Raw genomic sequence first — 16,559 nt, 5'->3', positions numbered from 1 at the left:
GCCACCATGAAGTACACACAATATATTCTTTTACTCAGCTGCCTGTTGCTCGGCGCTTGCAGCAAATTCCTGGATCAAACGCCACAGGGCGTTATTTCAGGCGACGACCTGAACTCGCCGGCCAATCTCGAAAAAATGGTGACCGCCGCCTATGCATCGCTGGGTAATGATCACTATACGGCTCCTTATTCCAGCATGTGGCCCTACGGAAACATCCGCAGTGGCGATGCGTATAAAGGCGGTGACGGCGCCGGTGATATCAGCGACTACCACTTTTACGAAACCTTTTCCCTGAACAGGGTGGATAATGGCTCCTCCGACCTGGTGTGGTTTCGCCTGTATGTATGCATTGGCCGTGTAAACGATGCGCTGGCACGCCTGAACAAAGCCACTGAAACCCAATTTCCGGAAAAGGTAGTACGGCAGGCAGAGATGAAGTTCCTGAGAGGACACTATTATTTCCTGTTGAAAACATTATTCAAATATGTTCCTTACATCGATGAAAATGCGCCAAAGGAAACCTATGATACCATTTCCAACCGCACTTATTCCAATGTGGAACTATGGACGAAGATCGCAGATGATTTCACTTTTGCCGCTTCCCATCTTCCCGATATACAACCGCAAATAGGAAGAGCCAATAAATTCGCGGCAAAAGCCTACCTGGCTAAAACCCTGTTGTATGAAGCCTATAAGCAGGATGAAAATAACCATGTAACCGGTATTGACGCTGCCCTGCTGCAACAGGTAAATACCTTGTGCGATGAAGTGATTGCCTCCGGTAAATACCAGCTGGCTATTGATTATGCAAATAACTTCCTGTCGAAAAGTGAAAATGGTCCGGAGTCCCTTTTTGCTATCCAGTATTCAAAAGATGATGGAACGCCCAAAGGCCGCCTTGATTACGGACATGCGCTGGATTACCCGATGAACCAGGAGTATGGCTGCTGTGGTTTTCATTCGCCCAGCAGTAACCTGGTGAATGCTTTTCAGACAGGCGCCAACGGGCTCCCGATGTTTGAAACATTCAATAACGTGAACATCACCACGGAAGCAGATTTTCATACCCATACCTTTGATCCGCGTTTAGACCATACCGTGGCTATTCCCGGGCATCCTTACAAATACGATCCCGCTTTTCTGTACAAGCGCGCCTGGGCCCGTGCGCCGGAAGTATATGGCAGTTACCTGAGTCTCAAAGAAGCGGTGTTACCCGGTGATGCTACTTTTCAGAAGGTGCCGCCTTTTATGTCGAGTTCCAAAAACTGGGAAATTATCCGTTATGCCGACGTACTGTTATTTAAAGCAGAAGCATTGATAGAACTGGGACGCGCTGCCGAAGCATTGCCACTCATCAACCAGGTGAGGGGAAGAGCCGCTGCCAGCACCGGCTTATTAAAACAGGCAAATGGTACCTTTACATCCAGTTATAAAATGAATACCTATCAGCCGGGTGTTAACTGCACCTGGTCCACCGACTTTGCCCGGCAGGCTTTACGCTGGGAGCGCCGGCTGGAATTTGCGATGGAGGGCTCCCGGTTCTTTGACCTGGTACGCTGGGGTATTGCGGCAGATTATCTCAATGCTTATTTTGCCGTGGAAAAAACACGCCGGGCTCACCTGAATGATGCTTCCTTCAAAAAAGGCAGGGACGAATACCTGCCCATACCATTAAACCAGATTAACTACAGCAAAGGGTTATATAAACAAAACACCGGCTGGTAAAATTAAATATCATTGTTATGAAGAAGAGACTTTTTTCCATATTACTGGCAGGATTATTACCCGGATGGCTACACGCCCAGGAGGCTACACCGCAATGGCGCCCCGTGTATCATTTTACGGCGCCCAAAAACTGGCTGAACGATCCCAATGGATTGATCTATATAGATGGGGTGTATCATTTGTATTACCAGCATAATCCATTTGAAAACAAGTGGGGCCACATGAGCTGGGGACATGCTACCAGCAAGGACCTGATTAACTGGAAACACCTGCCCGTTGCTATTCCGGAAATAGAAAAGAAAGATACCACCACCTGGATCTTCTCCGGTTCCGCAGTATTGGACGAACATAACAGCAGCGGTTTTGGTAAAAATGGGAAAGCCCCCATTGTGGCTATTTATACCGCAGATCAGCCAAAGCAGCAAAAGGAATCACAATTTATTGCCTTTAGTAACGATGGCGGTTTAACCTACACCAACTATAGCGGCAACCCGGTAGTAGATATTCAGAAGAAGGATTTCCGCGATCCAAGCGTGATCTGGCTGGAAGACCAGCACAAATGGCTCATGACAGTAGCCGTACCTGCCGAGCATAAAGTACAGTTCTACTCATCAGAAAACCTCAAGAACTGGGAGCTGCTGAGCGAGTTCGGCAACCAGGGCGATACCCGTAAAATATGGGAGTGTCCTTCTTTAACGCCCCTGTATGTAGATGGTGATCCTGCAAAAAAGAAATGGTTGCTGATGGTATCTTCCGGCAACCAGGACGCCGCTACTGGTATGCAGTATTTTACCGGGGACTTCGACGGCAAAACATTCACCAATGATAACAAGCCGGAAAGCCAGCTGTTTGTGGATTACGGCAAAACCTTCTACGCTGCTATACCCTACAATCATCTGCCGGATAACCGGCAAATGATGATCGGCTGGCTCATGCCATTTGAAACGCCTACCTCACCGTGGCGCGGACAGATGTCGATTCCGCGCGATCTGCAACTGAAAACTACGGCATCGGGTATACGTTTATTCCAGCAACCATCTGCAGCGATCAGCACCTATCTTCATAAATTACCTGCCGCTAAAAAACTAACACTGAAAGCGCAAACCATTAATAGCAAAGCGCTGGAGTTGAGCAGCAGCAAAGGTTTCAACACCAATACCAATTGGGTGGATGCTGAGTTTACCATTGGCACCGCCGCTGATTTTGGCTTTAAAATAGCACAGCAGGTAGTGGTGGGGTATAATGTACAACGGAATGAACTGTATATCCGCGATGGAAAAGATGTACAACAGGTAAGCATTCCACCGGCTAACAATAAAATCAGGTTACAGGTGCTGGTGGATAAATCATCTGTAGAAGTATTTGTAAACGACGGAGAAAAAGTGCTCACCACTTTAATATTCCCGGATAAAGCGGCTACAGGATTAGCAGTGTTTGCAGAGAACGGAGATGTGCAGTTGAATACATTGAAAGCGTGGGATCTGAGTAAATAAGGGGGAGTTGTTTTATAGACAGGCGCCGGCTCTTTTTTGAGTCCGGCGCTTTTTGTATTAACTTGGGGGAATAAAGTTTGTTTCATGCCCTTTGGTAAGCAAAAAAATGTGGTTAACATTGGAATAGCCCTCGTGTGGATGATAAATGGCGTATTTTGTAAGGTGCTGAACTATGTTCCACGACACCAGTTAATTGTTGCAAGAATACTTGGTGAAACCCATGCAGCTTTACTTACCCGTACCATTGGCATCCTGGAAGCCGGGATGGCGATATGGATACTTTCCAGGATAAAATCCCGCTGGTGTGCTATCGCGCAAATCCTGCTGGTAGCGGCTATGAACGTCATAGAGTTTATAGCAGCCCCCGACCTGTTGTTGTTTGGGAGAATAAATATCATCATCGCTGCCGTTTTTATATTTATTATTTACCGGAACGAATTTAAAACCCATGTTAGCCTTTCTTAAAAATCATCCCTTTGCCGTGGAAGCTTTTTTTGAAAGCTCCCTGGTGCTTACTTACGCCCTCCCAATAGCGGTTTTGGAACCGTTGATACCCCCGCAGCTGGAGTTGGATGTATTCCAGGAACAGTGGGCATTTATTGCTATTGCCATAGTGAAAACAAAGCACCTTCGCCCCAAAGGGTTTCCTGCTTTTATGGGAAGTGATTTTGTGTTAACCGGTTACCGCGTGTTTGTACGTTATTCTAATAGCGAAGGAAAGCGGTTGCGGGGTTTGTATATTTTGAAATCAGAAACAGACAGTAAGAAGATGGAGTTTTTCGGAAATCTGTTTACCCATTATAGTTATACCACTACAGATATCAGCATTACGGAGGAAAACGATATGATGATTGTTAAATCAGCGGCATCGGGATTGGATATCACGGTTGATACCGGCAATGAAACAGCGGCATTGCCGGCAGAATCGCCCTTTAATAACTGGAAGGAGGCGAGGCGGTTTGCGGGTCCGCTGCCATTTACATTTACCTGTAACAGGCATTCTGATGAAGTGTTGATCATTGAAGGCGTGAGGGAAAACTGGACGCCTGTACCGGTATCGGTATTACATAACGAGGCAGGATTTTTAAACGCTCCCGCATTACAGGGCGCCCGGCTGGCGAATGCATTCATCATCCGGCAAATTCCCTATTACTGGAAAAAAGGAAAAGTAGATCTATGGAAAAGATAAACAGAACGCCGTTTCAGGGCATCGTAAATATTGTCCGTTTTAACTGGCATTTGTATGTGTTGTTTTTGCTGTTACTGGTAGGAGGTTTGCTATTCACGCAATACACGTTAACCCGGCTGATGTTGTGTGGCGCTGCCATTGCTACCTTATCGTCGTTAGTCGTCTCCTGGTATATTTATGACGGTTCAGATTTATATACCTTACTGTGGCTGGACGATATGGAGCTTCGGCCATACGGGCGAATAGTAAACATTCACGCAGGGTTTGATGAAACCAGCCAGTTGTTGGCGAATAAATACCCGGAAGCCGACTTACAGGTATTTGATTTTTATAACAGGGAGATGCATACAGAGATTTCTATTGAACGTGCCAGGAAAAGATATGCGCCTTATGCTGGCACGAAAACCATCAGCACGGCCGCTGTTCCGCTGGAGCCTGCATCGGTGGATGTAGTGTTTCTTTTGCTGGCAGCACATGAAATCAGAGATCCTGTGGAAAGGACCATATTTTTCAAAGAGCTGCGTCGTTGCCTGGCTGCTGATGGCAGAATTGTGGTACTGGAGCATTTACGGGATACGCCTAACTTTATAGCATATACGATTGGGTTCCTGCACTTTTTTTCGGGTGCCAACTGGAGGCGGACTTTTGAAGGAGCGCAGCTGACCCTGGAAAAAGAAAAGAAGATCACCCCTTTTTTATCGGCCTTTATATTGCAGAAAAATGGAATTGCATCTTAAAATTACCGGTTATATACTGGTGCTATTATCCCTGGCACATATTTTCTTTCCACGGTATTTTAACTGGAAGAAAGAGTTCACGGCGATTAGTCTTTTGAGCAGGCAGATCATGTATGTACACACCTTTTTTATTGCATTGATGGTTTTGCTGATGGGAATAGGGTGTATTTATGCTACCGAAGATATCCTGTATACGCGCCTGGGGCATGTGCTGTCGTTCGGATTATTTGTTTTCTGGCTATGCCGGCTGCTTTTCCAATTCTTTGTTTACTCTCCGTTGTTATGGAAGGGCAAACGGTTTGAAACCATTGTGCATGTCCTGTTCTCATTGACATGGGGATATTTCAGTATAGTGTTCCTGCTCGTATTTCGTGCGGATGCGTCATAATAAAGTATTTTGATTTAAAAAGAGGCAATTTCTGAAGCTATGCCTGTTAAGCTTTATACAGGATTGTATTCCGGAATACGAAGGTATACATTGACGAAGCAGGGGAAAAACAAATCCGCCGTTTTTGCCGCTTTTTGTCGGTTTATGCCGGAATCGGTAGGTCCGCAAAAGAGTCATAGTGTATGGGGAGTGTATTGGAAGTGTATTATGAGTGTATAGTAAGAGTATGGGAAGTGTATGGGGAGAGTATAGGGACTGTATGGGGACTGTATGGGAAGTACGACGCATAGACGAGTCCTAAGTATCTGAGAGGTATCTGAGAAGTATGCGAGAAGTAATGGACTTATATATTAAAAAATATAAAGCGACGCTTGCAACCATTCGCACCGATTCCTCCAGGGTAAAGCCCATAAATTATAAGATGGATTTGAAATTAAATTTCCGTAATATTTGAAGCCAATGAAAATACTAACGTGTCTTTGTATCGGTTTTTTGGGGATCGTTAATAATGTTGATAATCCCGGTATTTATAATTTACTTCAACATTGGAATAAAATGAGTTTGTCTGTGTTGAAAGAGAATGCAGCATCAGCAATTACTGGACAAGAGAGAGAACTGTATCAGAATAGATTGGAAGCAATGCCGGAAGCATGGGAAGGAGTTGACAGTATTAATTATAAATCAATAAGATTGCTTTTCCTGGAACAAATCAGCGCTGATTTTAATTGGAAAGATAAGAAGTGGGCTGTCATTGAGGTTGTAAAAAACGGCGAAATAAAGCGATTGGTAAATTATCTAATATATTATAATGGAAGTCAGGCAAATATTATTGCATATCGCTACTATCTTGATAAGTGGATCAAAATTCATGAATGGCAGGAGCATTTAAAGATGGTTACACTCTTTAAAAAAAAGGATAAGGTCCCTATGGATAAAGGAAGTAATGCGGGCGATGTTATTGTTACGAGTTTTAATTCGGGGTTTCCTCTACAATCAGCGTATTTTGTCGAAAATACTTTGGACCAGGGAAGCATGATTAAGAGCATTATTTCACGCTCATATTGACGAGCAAGTTTTGATTTTTCGGGAAGCAACGGAATAGTCCACATCTACAATAGTACCGGAGTGATTGCAACTGTTCCACAAGATAATCTTATAACGCATAAGAAGTAATATATGAAAGTAGCCTTTTTTATAACAATAATACTAGTCTGCGTTTTAACGGTTCATGCGCAGCAAAGTAAAGACGACTATAAAACAATGGTTGATTCAGCCATCACCATGATGTATACACAATTTTTGGAGACGAGTAAAAAACAGAAGAGTTGGCATTATCTTGAAAACCTGCATTTGTTAAATGAGCATAATCAGCCATTAAGTTATGTGTCATCTAATAGCAAGTTTAAATTTATTAATATTTATGATGACCGGAATAGGAAAACACTGTCAAAAGGTATTTATGCCTGGAAAGTATTTACTGCATTAAATAAAAATAAGTTTGTAGTTACTATTATCGACTTTTACATAACCTATAAAAGTCGCAATTATAGCTTTTCCAATGGAGGAGGGGCAGAAGCAGTATTTGAATATTCTTGCGATGAAAATAAATGGAAGTTAATTGCTTTCGATAACCGGGGCATTTAGTCGCAACATAAAACTGCAGGTATTGCTTGCGGCTTTATGGTTTACATTAACAACCATTTCTGCAAGCTCGCTATAACTTTTCAAAATCACATATTAATTGGAAACTTTCCAAGTATACCAGGTAACCTCTCTAAATAAGCTATCTATTGGTATTGGGTGCACATGGCAAGTATCCGTAATTAAAGCAACCGGCTTTTCTACTGGATTTACATATTATACTTACAGTATAAGACCTATCTGACAACATAATTATTTAAAACCAAGAAGGTGCTTATAGATACTGTGAAGTTGATACATTCCCTTTCTATCCAACATATCTGTACAATCAGATGTGAAAATTCCTTTTATGTAATGCTTGCTGGTATTGGCTGAAAAGGTAATTCTGTTGAATGAATGAACAAAATTTTTACAGTTAGAAAAATTTATAGTCGTATCCATCTTCGCCATCTCAATGCATTTGCCATAATTCACCTTGTCCTCCTTTGTTAGCCTTAAATTCCTAAAATCTGAACCCAGCTTCCCTTTGTAATAACACTTTGTGCCTTTTATTTTCCCGTCTACTTCATAAAGTATTACGATAGTACCCGCGTCTGAAAATAGATACAAATAGTTTACAACACCTACAGTTTCAAGGTGTTTTAACTTATTAGCTATTAACTGTTGAGCATTTATACTGTCTTCTGCATATCGCTGACTTTGAGAAGAAGCAGATAAAGTAAGTAAGCTAAAACAAAATAATATTACTGTTTCTTTTAACGCCATAATACTCGCATAAGTGTTTGCATTAAGAAATAATTATTCGTTTGTTGTAAATAAGTTGGAACTCCACTGCCTTGCGGGTATGTTAGAGGTATTCCTGTGGTTCCGCCATGAGAGGTGCCATCTCGATACAGGTTTCCTGTACCAGTTACCCTATGATACAAGTTTGTCAATTGAATTGCATTTAAAAACTGACTGCCGCCAGCGTTGAAATTTGTTAATCCATGTCCTATTAATTCATGTGCTAATAATTCACCTTTGCTAGAAGTTGTGCCTGGAACCAGATTGCCCGTGCTGTTATCCCGATAATCTGGTATTTGTGCCGTTGAATTCATAACGATTACAGTATGAGTTCCATTAGGAGTCGTTACGTTGAAACCTCCACCAGAACTAGCATCAACATCAGCCCCGGTCCTATCCTTAAATTTAGTGCTATTAGCATCTTTTAAGTTTTCACCTCTTCGCACAACCTCCACTGTATTAACCTGAGTGCTATTAATTGCATCAGTATATCCTTCAGCTAAAGCTCTTTGGTCCTGATTAAGTCCTTCGGTGGCCTTTAAAAAATCAGCCTGATTAATACCTGCAAAAGTACTTCCATTTCTTTTAAACAAACTCCTTAATTCCCGCATTCCCTTACCTCTAAAAGTTTGCCTGATTATCCTACTAATTCTCCTGGCATCTTGTCTGTTTGAACCACGTAAGGTATCTCCCAGAGGATCAGAATTTAAAATTGGATTGTTGCCCATCATTGAATACAGACTTTCACCCATATTCGGTTTGGGATCTGTTTGCCACCATCTACCCAACTGTGGATCGAGGGTACGGTAAAAAGCATCATATTGATTAAGGTCAAGATCAGTTGTATGCTCTATGCCATTGTATTCTTTCCTGTTTTTCGGATAGTTACTTCCCCTCAACGCATTCGAACTAATCCCCACCATCGTCAACCCAAACGGATAATAATGCGTTTCCTCCAGTAATGGCCCCGCTGCCTGGGTTACCACCACATCGTCAAAATATACATCCTGGCCACTTTCATTGCTGGTATATACATAAAGGAATCCACTTTTCTTTATGGGCATCTTATCCTTTATCAATTTCTGCAGCTCATCGGGAGATGCAATTACCCGCTTTACACCGCTATTTTCTTCTACTAATTTAAACTGATCATCAAACAAAACAAAATTAAGATAAGCTTTGGGTCTATCGGGGTTTTGCTGATCAGGTTCTTTTTCTTTCAATTGTTGATAGTCGTTGTTATAAAAGCTACTGGTAAATGGTGCCGCCATTCCTGCATCAGAGTTACCGTGTGTGACTGTAGTAGCTGCATTACCATTAAAAGCCTGTATAAGATCTGCCAGCATATTGGTGGCGGAAGAGGGTGCTTTATCCTGCTGAGGACCAGTGGATTTATAGAATGCATTGGTAGAAATAGCAATGGTGTCACCAGTCATTACCCGGAGTACAAGGGATGGCCCGGTTTTTTTTCCGTTACCGGCGGGTGTTAACTTAGCCACACTTTTATTACTGCTGTCTGTGGCTGGATAACCTGCTGGTTTTGCAGCACGGGTATTATCAATGTTGCTGAACAACTGGGTTTCAGTAGCAGCATTTCCCGTTTCCATAGAGGCGGTATATACAGAAAGATCGGTTTGTTCGGTAAGAACCATTCTTACATTACCCAGGTGATCTTTCAAAAAGTAGTCATACCAATAGCTGACAGGTTGATTGGTAACGTATACCGGACGTATACGACCATCTTCATGACCAATAAATTGAAGCGTGTCATTCTGATATACAAAATTATTTATATAGTCGGTGGTGATCATTCGTTTAATTGTACCTGTGCTGTCTGCGACTATCTTTCTGAGCTTTGTACCATTGGCATCATATAAGTAAGAAATTTTCCCTTTTCCGGTGATAGTTATTGTTTCTGCTAAATTGAGATGATTATAGCCAACGGTATTTATTTTTTTGTTTTCATCTTTTATCAGATTTCCGTTGGCATCATATGCGTAGTCATCGTTGGTATTGATGCCATCCTCAAAGTCGCCTAGCTTATCAGTGGAAACAGGGATTACGTCCTTTACTTTCATTAGCTTATTGCTGTTACTTTGATAGGTATAAGTCAGCTGATCGATTACTCCTGAAGAACTACCCCGTTTCCCGGATTGGTTCATGGTATTGATATTCCCATTTGCATCATAGGTGAGGTTGCTAACGGAAAAATCAGTGTTAGTACGATTCCAGACTCCGCTGTTGTTTTCTGTAAAATTTGCCCCGGTTAACCGGTTTACTTTGTCGTAACTATATCCATAGGCGCGTGCTTTGCCGTCTGATTTGCTTTTCCATTTCGCGCCGGCGATGTTACCGGTATATTGTGGGCCATCAAACCCGTAATCGTAACTTAATTCCTGTCCAAACCAGTTGGCTGTGCTTTGGTCGCTGTTTACAAAGTCTTTGTTAATATTTTTGAGCCATCCGTGGATATTGTACTCGTAATTTAATGTTTCGAGTTGTCCTGACCCATTAATGCCTAATCGTTTGCTTGCCAGTTGCCCTAATTCATTATAAGCATTGATTTCAATGGTTTTCTCCTGAGACGCAACATCGTTTAAACGTTTCCTGATACTGGCAACCCTGCCGGTAGCATCATAGACGAGGATTGTTAATAAAGTAGTTTGTGGGGTCGCGTTGCTTCTTTGATTACGATGCCGGAAATAATTGCTTAGTAGCTTTCCGTTAAAATCATAGAGGTTGGTGTTAACGTCACTCCCACCAGAAATATTATTGGATACTGACTGTATCAATCTTCCTTTGTTATTATAATAATTCGTAGCAGTGAGCCATTGATCTGTACCAAGTATCCTGGTTTTGGTACCGGTGAGCATACCATTTACTGCTGCGGCTGGTGTGGCCGGTAGTGCTTCCGGATAAGGGTTGCCGCCTGCTTCAACTTTGTCCTTATCGCCGGCAACATAATTTTGTTTTCCTGGGAAAGTATAATTTCCATAGAAGAGGTAGGTGAGTGGTGTTAATGAAGCTGTGGGAATGTTCGGTAATGGATTAGTAACAGTAAGAGATATATTTCCATTGTTGGCAGTGGTACTGATTTCTGCTGTCATTTCCGTGCCGGTGCCTGTATCAAAGCCATCCGTCATGGTAATGCTCTGCGTTGCCTGATAGAGCAGTGTGCCGTCGTGGTTATTCAAAAAAAGGTCTGTTGCTGCAGGAAAAGTATAAGGTAATGTTTGCGTATTAGAAGTGGCACTGTTCATGGTACTTTGTAATGCAGATCTTTCTGCAGCCGAATTATATAAGGCTGTCATAACCGGTCGATTTATATTATCGTAAAAAGTAACCAACCAATTTTTGTCTTTCATATTACCATTACGTGAAAATACAACCCTGTCCCGCACATCGTATACCAATTCTGTGGAGTCTGCACCCGGTATTTTCTTTACTATCATCCGTTGTCTTTCATCATAGCGGTATACAAAACATAGTTCTGCCATCAAGGCAGCGGTCAGACTCCAGTTACCTGTGATAGCTGCCGTTGCCCGGGGGGAGATCACTACACGCAGATTATTCAGGTCATCATATATATAATAGGTACACAACCATCCCATGTGAGCTGTTCCAATAGCAGCCAGTTGCTGCACCTTCTTTAGTATGACCCGTCCGGCTTTGTCCTTGTACTCAACTACCTGGTTTTTTGCTTCGTCTGTGATTATATTCTTGTATAATTGCCCTGCATCGTATATAGCAGTAGTGGTAGGAATAACTGAGCCAGGGCTCATCTTCCATAGTCTGACAGAATCAGCAAGCGTATTTATCTGCTGCGAGATTATTACAGGGAGGTTACCTCCAACTTCACCAGTGGCGGCATCGGCCTTTGCCCAACTATTGCCAGGCGAATACTGTTTAAGTTCCCTGTTTAGTGGAGACGCTTCATAATCTGTTCTGGCATAGAATATTTTTTCTCCTGCTACACCCGGAAGCAGCGTGCCGTTCTGATAAAACGTCTGTTGCGCTGCAAATGGTGCGGTCTTGAATTTCCCGTCACTGGTATTTCCGGATTGAGGTGCATAAGGTAGATATTTTAAAACCTCACGGTCAAATGCATCATAGACCACGGGCGATACAAGATCCTTTCCTGTGCCACTGATCCCTTTTGCCACGCTTTGAACTAACCTTCCCAGTCCATCAAAGTATTGGGTGGACTGTTTTACTTCTGCGGTTGTTCTTGCCGCTGCCGTTACCGCGGCCGGATCAGAGGATGGCATAGAAGGCTCCCAGGTTCGTATATAATTAATAGCGGTATTCGTGTAGGCCGCTGGTAAAGCTACCGGTGTCGCCGCCGGAGGCTGGCTGGATGAAGGAACCTGCCCTTTTAATAATCCGGTTCCCAGTAAACAAACAATAAAAATTGGGAGTGCGAAACGTAAGAGAATATTACACATATTACCGGGTATTATTGAGATATAGGTTGCTGATATTGATAGTTAAATACTTTGAGTATTTTACCATCATTGTCTTTAATTCTTATTAATCTGCCTAGTCCATCATACTCATAAAAAGTGGTTTTTCCCGTGGGATCAGTTTCACTTGTTATGCCTATCTGCGGAAGATAGGTATAATAAGTAATGAGCGCTGTAGGGAACTGGAGCCTCAATGCTGACAGATGATCCCGCAGCTGCTGGTCACTCGCCGGATTATTCAACAGGCTTTGATTCACATAAGGCTTGACTGTATTATAATCCGTTCCGATGATCTTTGCCACAGGATAGGTTGATTTGTAACCCCACAAGTACGTTTCCGCTGCATCATTGCTTTTATGAAGTCCTTGAACATTGCCGACCGAGTCGTAAACATCGAAGTAAGCCTGGGTTTTATAGGCGGGGTGCATGACAGGAGTACCATTGGATGCAAAAGATGATTCCTGCAGATTTGTCGCCGGTTCTGCTGTCTCAATATTATATACTATTTCAGGTTTGAAAAACCTGCTGTTATACTTCTTATAACTGGTATAGGTGCCACCAAGTAATTTGGTGTCTGCTCCATTCTGAATAAAGGTTTGTGATTCCAGCACGGGACTGATCAGATGTACATTCCTCATTTGATCTGCAAAAGATGGAGTAGCGGTTGCCGGGTAGTCTCCGGGGCGTTTGAACTTCTGCACCATCAGCCTGCCATCACTTTGATCAATATCTATTCTGGTAGGGGACCGGTGTGTATTATTATCATAATAGTATCTTTTCGTAGTGATCAATTGGCGTGTTCCATCAAACAATGTTTCCTTTTCTGTAACAGGTACAGTCCAGCTGGAAACATTGTTGTAGTATTTCATCAGATAAAAATAGACTGGTGACTCAGCGGCAATAACATTCCATATTTTAATGCCTTTTAAAATATCATTTTCCTTTACCTGATAGGTGTAGTCATTTCTTTTCACCGGTTGTCCGTTAGCATTGTATACAATCACGGAATCAGGTTTGCCATTTAATGGATCGCCAACAGTAGGAGTGCTTGGGAAAAGGGTCGTCGCATCTTCATTGTTATGGTAGTAATAAATAGTTTTCCCATTTTCTCCGTTCTCCCCATCGAGCTCGGTGACTTTAGTATATCCCAATACGCCGGATTTTGAAGAAAGACCTGGAACAAGTCCCGGTTGCGCAAGAACTGCATTAAAATCAGCTACTAAACTGCAACTGGATACATTTCCAATACCAATATTATACTCGGTGCCACCTACCTGGTAATGACAGGCATACAATGGAGGGGTCATCAGAACGCCGGATGATTTTCCGTTATCACCTTTATAGGTATAACGCTTCACCCGTTTGGTTCCCATACCATCATCATCAGTTATCCTCATAATCCTGATCCCTGCGCCTTTGCGATTATCAATGGCTACCGGTTCTTTTTCTTCCCAGGAAATGGACATATAAAAAGACCATCCGGAGGTAGAGAGCAGGTGTATCTTATAATTGCCGCTGTCTATATTTCTATTTGTAAAAACAGGACTGGGGTTAGGCTGATTGTAGTTGGCGGAAGTACATCCTCCCATAATTTCCAAACTGTTATCAGGTCTTATTCTCCAGAAATTAGAGTATCCCAGGCTGACAATATCACTTACGTTTGGATTTACCTTCTGATAACTGCACTGAATAGTAATAGGTATCTGATGATAAGGTTCTCCTAATGGTGGAGGAATATGGAATGTTACGTCTGTAATATCCCCACCGGGATTAATATCCGGATTGGAACGAACAGTAGCGGAATTAGAAATGGTTCTATAAGCTTGCTCGCCATGCAGGTTGGAGTAATCATTTAGTTCATATTCAAATTTGGTACTGCCTCCTGTGGGATATTTTATATCGGATAACGCACCATTCATTGGGTACATATGTAAGGTATCAGCACTGCGGTCCGCGCCATAAAAAGAGGACGGTGCATTGATGAAAATGCTGGTAGGCAGAAATGTAGCGTTATTGATACCGTTATAATACCCCCAATGGTCCACGGCTTTGCTGTATTTGTCCGGCAGTGCCCCCAGATTGTAATAGGTAAATACATGAGGTGACTTCTTTTCCCCGCCGCTACCGGATTCAACAAGGGAATCCAGCTTCAGGCGTCCTTGTATGGATGCTCCATTAAAGTAATTGTAGTAAAACGACCAGGCTTTTAACTTTGTGCCGGCAGTATTTCTAACAATAATGCTGTCCAGCTTGGAGGGTACTATTTGTTCTGGATAGCGGTTTGCCAGATATTCAATATCCATCCGCTGGGAGTATTTCATTTCTATCGAACCATTCGTATACAGTATCCGCTTTAAGTATACATCCCGCAGTTCCTGGCGGCTGGCATCATAAGAATGTTGCTCACTTTGAAACTGTGTATAAATTTCAGGAGAACAACCGCTTGAACCAGGGGTTATTCCTCCCAGCTTCTGTAAAGTCTCACTCTGCTGCACAAGGCTCAGGCTTTTGCCAAGTATATATTCAAATGTAATTTTTCCACCAGTAGGCGCTACAATAGAATCAATATACCAGGCTGTTACCGGAAATGAGCTGATGCTCATGTTGAGGCCATTTATTCCGTTGAAAGAAGTCAGCTCAACGGAGGAAGATCTGCTATAATCTTGCGTATGCTCAGGAGTGCCCAGATAAAATTTATACCCCTTCGCATCCGTTACCTCCCAATGCCCGCTGGTATATATAAGATCCATATTGTTCTTATCATCATAATAAACAATAGAACCGGCATTTCTTTTTCCTAAAACAAATTTTCCCGAATAACCGGCAAAATTATAACTGAAAACGTCTGGTTCAGCATCTGCCTGATTCAGATAAACATCATCAAAATATACTCTGTCGAGGTTACCGCGGGCGGGATCATACGCATAATCATTGCCGGGAGTACTTGGGGGTAATGCGGCATAATTATAATATCCATGTCCCGAAAAATCATCTCCCTGTCGTACCACTCTGGTGATGGCGCCACCGGCATTCAAGGACCAGCCTAGTCCTACGAGAGAGGCATCCTGGGCTACCTTTGTTCCGCTGGCATCATACTGAAGGCCAATGTCCAGCGATTGATCAGCAGTACTAATATTGTAAATAGGAATGGAAATATTTGGAGTGCCTTTGTATAAACTTACCGGCGTATTACCATATTTCCCTAGTGATGCTGAGGTGGGAGATGGCGGGATTACTTTGGCAGCACGATATAAAGAATCCTGGGCATTTACAACCCCGGTCAAACAAAACAACCAAACCAGTAAAGAACGAAACTTATAGGGACACATATAAAAAATCAGTTAACAAATAAAAGGGTAGGGTATCAATTCTGTCTACCAATATAGCATATATATTCTTTCTCCCGGTAAATTTTTTAACGCTGATATTTGACAACGATAGTCATGGTATTACCCGGTTTTAACCTGCAAGTTCCCCCACCTGCCTCGCCGCATCATTTTTTTTCTTTACTTTGTCCACAGAAGCAGCTAATCACTTTCACTTTATGTTCCACGCGAATGAAATAAAGGAATGGCAGCGTCGTATCGGCTTATACGACGACGAGGTAGCGTACAGGGAACTGTTCCTGCACTTCTATAAGCCACTGCTGAAATTCGCCACCTCTTTTGTAAAGTCTGCCGAAACAGCCGAAGAAGTGGTGTCCGACGTGTTCATCAGCCTCTGGGAACGCCGCCAGCAGCTGGAAAACGTGAATAACCTGCAGGTATACCTGTATGTAAGCGTAAAAAATACCTCTCTGAAGTACCTGCTCAAACAAAAGAAGCAGTCTGCTATTACGATTGATGAATTATCCGTAGAGCTGGCAAGTCCGCACCAGAACCCCGAACAGATGCTGCTGACGGCAGAAATGCTCTCGCGCATTGAGGCCGCTATCGAAGGATTGCCGCCCCGTTGCAAGATCATTTTTAAGCTGATCCGTGAAGACGGCCTGAAATATAAAGAGATAGCCGAAATCCTGAATGTGTCCGTTAAAACCATTGACAACCAGCTGGCTGTTGCCCTCGCTAAAATAGCCAGGGTACTGAATGTGCAGCTGAAGAAATCCTCCCGCTGATACCCCGTCCCAAAAATATTTTTGTT

At 42.8% G+C, this 16,559-nt stretch carries 12 protein-coding genes; 9 read left to right on the top strand and 3 right to left on the bottom strand.

The annotated features are described in order from the left end of the window. Positions 1-6 precede the first annotated feature (6 nt). The 8 genes from V7S65_RS16235 to V7S65_RS16200 all read left to right on the top strand — a co-directional run bounded on the left by V7S65_RS16235 (position 7) and on the right by V7S65_RS16200 (position 7,176). A complete protein-coding gene (locus V7S65_RS16235) occupies positions 7-1,725 on the top strand; it encodes a RagB/SusD family nutrient uptake outer membrane protein (RefSeq protein ID WP_336387268.1) in 1,719 nt (572 codons plus the stop codon). 17 nt (positions 1,726-1,742) lie between these two features. Beyond that, positions 1,743-3,218 carry a glycoside hydrolase family 32 protein gene (locus V7S65_RS16230; RefSeq protein ID WP_336387267.1) on the top strand — a complete coding sequence of 492 codons (1,476 nt, stop codon included), beginning with the start codon at positions 1,743-1,745 and terminating at the stop codon, positions 3,216-3,218. Between the two features lie 84 nt (positions 3,219-3,302). Beyond that, positions 3,303-3,683 carry a DoxX-like family protein gene (locus tag V7S65_RS16225; RefSeq protein WP_079469118.1) on the top strand — a complete coding sequence of 127 codons (381 nt, stop codon included), beginning with the start codon at positions 3,303-3,305 and terminating at the stop codon, positions 3,681-3,683. Then, complete coding sequence (locus tag V7S65_RS16220; protein ID WP_336387266.1) at positions 3,667-4,407, top strand: DUF2071 domain-containing protein; 741 nt, start codon at positions 3,667-3,669, stop codon at positions 4,405-4,407. Before V7S65_RS16225 ends, V7S65_RS16220 begins: the two co-directional genes overlap by 17 nt. Continuing rightward, the gene (locus V7S65_RS16215) at positions 4,395-5,144 is read left to right on the top strand and encodes a class I SAM-dependent methyltransferase (protein WP_336387265.1); all 750 of its coding nucleotides are present in this window, start codon (positions 4,395-4,397) and stop codon (positions 5,142-5,144) included. The genes V7S65_RS16220 and V7S65_RS16215 overlap by 13 nt, the downstream gene beginning before the upstream one ends. Beyond that, positions 5,128-5,532, top strand: a complete 405-nt coding sequence (locus V7S65_RS16210; RefSeq protein ID WP_336387264.1) for a hypothetical protein — start codon at positions 5,128-5,130, stop codon at positions 5,530-5,532. The genes V7S65_RS16215 and V7S65_RS16210 overlap by 17 nt, the downstream gene beginning before the upstream one ends. A gap of 459 nt (positions 5,533-5,991) precedes the next feature. Next, positions 5,992-6,597: a hypothetical protein gene (locus V7S65_RS16205; protein ID WP_336387263.1), complete on the top strand. Its 606-nt coding sequence runs from the start codon at positions 5,992-5,994 to the stop codon at positions 6,595-6,597. Between the two features lie 111 nt (positions 6,598-6,708). Next, positions 6,709-7,176 carry a hypothetical protein gene (locus V7S65_RS16200; protein WP_336387261.1) on the top strand — a complete coding sequence of 156 codons (468 nt, stop codon included), beginning with the start codon at positions 6,709-6,711 and terminating at the stop codon, positions 7,174-7,176. Positions 7,177-7,425: 249 nt separating this feature from the next. Here V7S65_RS16200 and V7S65_RS16195 read toward each other — a convergent pair whose 3' ends face one another. Genes V7S65_RS16195 through V7S65_RS16185 form a run of 3 tightly spaced genes read right to left on the bottom strand, consistent with a single transcriptional unit; the run spans position 7,426 to position 15,748 of the window. Continuing rightward, positions 7,426-7,938, bottom strand: a complete 513-nt coding sequence (locus tag V7S65_RS16195; protein WP_336387260.1) for a hypothetical protein — start codon at positions 7,936-7,938, stop codon at positions 7,426-7,428. Then, positions 7,929-12,401 carry a DUF6443 domain-containing protein gene (locus V7S65_RS16190; RefSeq protein ID WP_336387259.1) on the bottom strand — a complete coding sequence of 1,491 codons (4,473 nt, stop codon included), beginning with the start codon at positions 12,399-12,401 and terminating at the stop codon, positions 7,929-7,931. The genes V7S65_RS16195 and V7S65_RS16190 overlap by 10 nt, the downstream gene beginning before the upstream one ends. An 11-nt stretch (positions 12,402-12,412) precedes the next feature. Next, on the bottom strand, positions 12,413-15,748 hold the full coding sequence (locus tag V7S65_RS16185; RefSeq protein WP_336387258.1) for an RHS repeat domain-containing protein: 3,336 nt from the start codon (positions 15,746-15,748) through the stop codon (positions 12,413-12,415). Between the two features lie 215 nt (positions 15,749-15,963). Between V7S65_RS16185 and V7S65_RS16180 the strand changes: the two genes are divergently transcribed. Continuing rightward, a complete protein-coding gene (locus tag V7S65_RS16180; protein ID WP_079469111.1) occupies positions 15,964-16,533 on the top strand; it encodes an RNA polymerase sigma-70 factor in 570 nt (189 codons plus the stop codon). Positions 16,534-16,559 lie beyond the last annotated feature (26 nt).

This window comes from Chitinophaga sp. CCNWYY40 (assembly GCF_037483205.1).
Lineage (GTDB): Bacteria > Bacteroidota > Bacteroidia > Chitinophagales > Chitinophagaceae > Chitinophaga > Chitinophaga ginsengisegetis.
The sequence above is the reverse complement of the archived record's forward strand: the minus strand, read 5'-3'. Positions and strand labels throughout refer to the sequence as shown.